Origin of the sequence: Mesorhizobium sp. M7A.F.Ca.CA.002.09.1.1, assembly GCF_003998555.1 — a bacterium.
Lineage (GTDB): Bacteria > Pseudomonadota > Alphaproteobacteria > Rhizobiales > Rhizobiaceae > Mesorhizobium > Mesorhizobium ciceri.
In genome coordinates, this window is sequence record NZ_RZRR01000713.1 from 1 (window position 1) to 2,979 (window position 2,979).

Annotated in this window: 3 protein-coding genes; 1 reads left to right on the forward strand and 2 read right to left on the reverse strand. The window is 59.7% G+C overall.

All coding sequences use genetic code 11. The features are described from left to right. Window positions 1–84 precede the first annotated feature (84 nt). Together EN994_RS24930 and EN994_RS24935 are read right to left on the reverse strand one after the other, a co-directional pair. Entirely contained in the window at window positions 85–1,056 is a 972-nt protein-coding gene (locus EN994_RS24930) for a YVTN family beta-propeller repeat protein (RefSeq protein WP_013532045.1), read from the reverse strand. A 21-nt stretch (window positions 1,057–1,077) separates the two neighbouring features. Continuing rightward, on the reverse strand, window positions 1,078–2,307 hold the full coding sequence (locus tag EN994_RS24935; protein ID WP_063167851.1) for an ABC transporter substrate-binding protein: 1,230 nt from the start codon (window positions 2,305–2,307) through the stop codon (window positions 1,078–1,080). A 250-nt stretch (window positions 2,308–2,557) separates the two neighbouring features. Here EN994_RS24935 and EN994_RS24945 point away from each other — a divergent pair. After that, a partial coding sequence (locus EN994_RS24945) for a (5-formylfuran-3-yl)methyl phosphate synthase (protein ID WP_245466078.1) occupies window positions 2,558–2,979 on the forward strand: 422 nt, incomplete at its 3' end.

Sequence of the window (2,979 nt, forward strand, 5' to 3'; positions counted from 1 at the left end):
GAGCAAGGACAAATCCGGCGAGCGCGGCGAAGAAAAACCTACGGCAAAGTTTCATGTCTTGAGCCTCCCGATGATCAATGTCTGCTATTTGGGCGAAATGACCACACCCCAGGGCTGCTGGCCCACAGTGAGCGATTGGACCGGCTCGTCGGTGGCCGTGTCGATGAAGGTGATATCGTTGGAATTGCCATTCGTGGTGATCAGCGTTTTCTGGTCGGGCGTGAAGGCCAGATGCCAGACGCGCTGGCCGACGAGGATGTATTTTTCCACCTCATAAGTGTCGGTATTGATCACCGCGACATGGTTCGCCGGGCCGAGCGCGACATAGGCTTTCTTGCCATCGGCGCTGATGGCGATGCCTACCGGCTGGATGGTTTCGGCCCGCAGTCCCTGAATCGCGAACTGGATCTTCTTCACCACTTCGCGTTTGGCGTTGTCGATGACGCTGACGGTGCCGCCGACCTCGGCGCTGACCCAGACCTGCGAGCCGTCGGGCTTGAATTCGGCGAAGCGAGGGCGCGTGTCGACCAGCACATTGTCCGTCACCTCATGCGTGCCGGTGTCGATGAAATGCGCCATGCTGGTGGTTTCCGAGGTGTTGACCATGGTCTTGCCGTCGGGGCTGACACCCATGCCTTCCGGCTCCACGCCGACTGGTATCTCGGCCAGGACCTGCTTGCTTTCGACGTCGATGGCGGTGACGAGATTGTCGTCCTCATTGGCGACATAAAGCGTCTTGCCGTCGGGCGAGAGGACGAACAATTCGGGATCGGGGCCGGATGGCAGCGTACCGACGATTTCAAGTGTCGCGGTGTCGATGATTTGGATCGTGTCGTCATCGCTGGCGCATAGATAGACGAATTTGCCGTCATGCGAGATGGTGATGCCGCGAGGTCTCTGGCCGACTTCGACGGTCTTCACCACCTGCATCGTCGCCGTGTCGACGACGGTCATCGTGTTGTCCTTCTCGTTGGACACGTAAGCCGTATAGGCCGATGCCGGGCTGGCCGTGAAGCCGGCCGCGAGAATGGCGAATGCGCAAGCTCGTTTCTGCACGCAAATTCCTCCCGATTGACTCTACTTGAGAGCGCACTTCGTTTCCGGCTGATCGACACCGAGAGTGTCGAGTTCGGAGACCTGGTGAAGATAGCCCTCCTGTGGCGATGTCGAGACGACCGACTTGGTGTCGCCAAGCAAGATCGGCTGGCGAAGCTGGAGGTTCCATTTGCGGAAGGTCAGCTTCTGCCCCTTGAAAGCAGCAACCGAAAAATCGTCAGAGCGTATATAGTCGCTGATCTTTTTCGCATCGTCGCCCTTGGTGCGCGTGGTGGCCTCGCCGACCGCACGCACCGCGGTCCAGGCCGACATGTCTTTGGAGAGCATCCGCCGGCTCGTCGTCTTCAGGAAGCGGCTCTGCATCTGGATGCCGCCCCATTGTTCGCTGGCGGGATGCCATGACGATGCAACCAGACCGGCCGTGCCGGCGACCAGCCGCGGCGTCCAGGTGCGGTAGGGCACGTAGGTGCCGAAAACCTCGCTTTCGTCGGCGACAAGCACCACGTCATGCTCCGGCACGTCTTGCGTGAACACGGAAATCTGCTGCTGTATCTGCGTGGCGCCGGTGTCGGTGCGCCTGGCTGTGCCGGTATCCTTGAATTCCTTCTCGGCGACGATCTGGCCGCCGAAGCGGGTTGCCGCGCGGCGCAGCGCATCGGCGTAGAGATGATCCTGCTCATGCGATCCATAGAGCAGCACCCAATTCGGCCACTTCTTCACCATGAGATACTGCGCCAGCGCGTCGGCCAGCATGCTGCGCGTCGGCGCGATATGGAAAACGTTGATGCGGCAGTCCTCCTCGCGAAGGCTGTCGTCGGTGGCGCCGACGTTGAAGATCAGCACGCCTTTGTCGCGGGCGATGTCGGCGATCGACAGCAATTGTTTGGCTGAAAGATCGGCGACCACATAGCGGTCGCCCTTGGCGATCATGCCTTCGAATGCCTGAACCGCGTCGCCGTCGGGCTTGACCTCGGTCACGTCGAGGCTGAATTTCTGGTTGGTGAACTTTCCCGTCGTGTTGTTGTCGCCGATCGCCACCTCGGCGCCGGCGACACCTTCGTCACGTGGCGGCAGGTCGAGCATGGAAAGCGTCAATTGCGGTGCGTAGGCCCGCAAATAGCCTATCTTGATTTCAGTTATCTTTTTTTCCGGCTTCGCCACCGTTTCCTGGCCTGTCGCGTCGGAAACGTTGACGGTCAGGGAAAAAAAGCACAAAAAGGCAGCGAGAGTGCCTGGCACCGCGCTCGTCATCGATAGTAATTACCCATTCTTGCGCAGAGGTTCGACGGTTGCCGGACCCGCGCCAAGTCAAGGTGCCCATGATCAACTTAGCCGACCCGCAAAATTTATCAAACCCTATAGGACGACTTTTCGCGCCTGCCAGAACGGTGCGGAAGGTCGCCAGCATCGATTCGCATGGCAACACCGGCGAGACGTGGCGCAGGGGGATCGACCGCCTCTATAAAAGCGTCTTGTCCTCCAAACTGGAGAAACTGTTCAAATGACCAGAATGCTGGCAAGCGTCACCGGCATCGAAGAGGCGGAGATCGCTCTTTCTGGAGGTGTCGATATCGTCGACCTGAAGGACCCGAAGGCGGGAGCCCTGGGCGCGGTGTCCATGGAAACTATGCTCCGAACGATCTCTTTCATCGCGGGTCGGGCTCCGGTCAGCGCTGTCTGCGGCGACCTGCCGATGGAACCCGAAACGATCCGCATCAAGGCCGAAGAGATCGCGGCGACCGGCGTCGACTATGTGAAGATCGGATTTTTTCCTTCGGCAAATATCTCTGCCTGCGCACAGGCGCTTGAACCGCTCGCCGCACGAACGAAGCTGATTGCCGTGCTGTTTGCCGATCTGGCGCCGGACTTCGAGCTTCTGCCGATGTTCGCCAGGCATCGCTTCCACGGCGTGATGGTTGATAC